Origin of the sequence: Photorhabdus sp. RM96S, assembly GCF_042879335.1 — a bacterium.
In the GTDB taxonomy this organism is placed as follows: Bacteria; Pseudomonadota; Gammaproteobacteria; order Enterobacterales; family Enterobacteriaceae; genus Photorhabdus; species Photorhabdus kayaii.
The window spans coordinates 1-566 of the sequence record NZ_JBHFKT010000159.1 but is presented as its reverse complement, the minus strand read 5'-3'; the positions used below and the strand labels follow the sequence as shown (position 1 = coordinate 566).

Genomic DNA, 566 nt, shown 5'->3' with positions numbered 1-566 from the left:
GGTTCAGCACCGCTTCCATCAGGGAAGATTTCCCGGCAGCGGAACTGCTTTGTATCAGCACGGCCAGCGGTTTATCGAGTTTGCGCGAGACCGCCGCCAGATACCCGGTCAACAGATTGGTGGATTCGCCGACCACCCCGCAGGCGGCCATGTCGTTGATAATCTGTTCTGTTAAGTTCGGTGATGTCAGCAACGCCAGCGCGGCGGCTTCGTCTTCCGCGCTGACCGTCACCGCCGTTGTCCCTGAGGCTTCGGCCTCCGCTCGCTGCTCGGCATCCTGTTGTTGTTCCAGCATCAGCAGCACCCGCCCGGCTTCGCGTTTAATCACAGACGGCTCGCATGCCAGCTCTTGCGCCGCCGTGCTGATGTAGTGCTGACGATGCCGCGCATGGTACATGTCCAGCGTATCCACATGGAACAGGCCGGACGTTTCATCCCGCACCTGCACGTTCACCTTCATCACATCCGGCACCGGGGATTTTTTCATCCCCCGTACCCGCCAGACCCGGGGGCCGCTTTTCATCAGCAGTTCACCGCAGGCCGTGCGCTCACAGGGCACGGGCGCA

General features: G+C 61.7%; 1 pseudogene. It reads right to left on the bottom strand.

Annotated features, from left to right (window positions below):
• Positions 1-566 (bottom strand): annotated as a pseudogene (locus tag ACGF49_RS24745) (DNA primase); the annotation flags it as partial.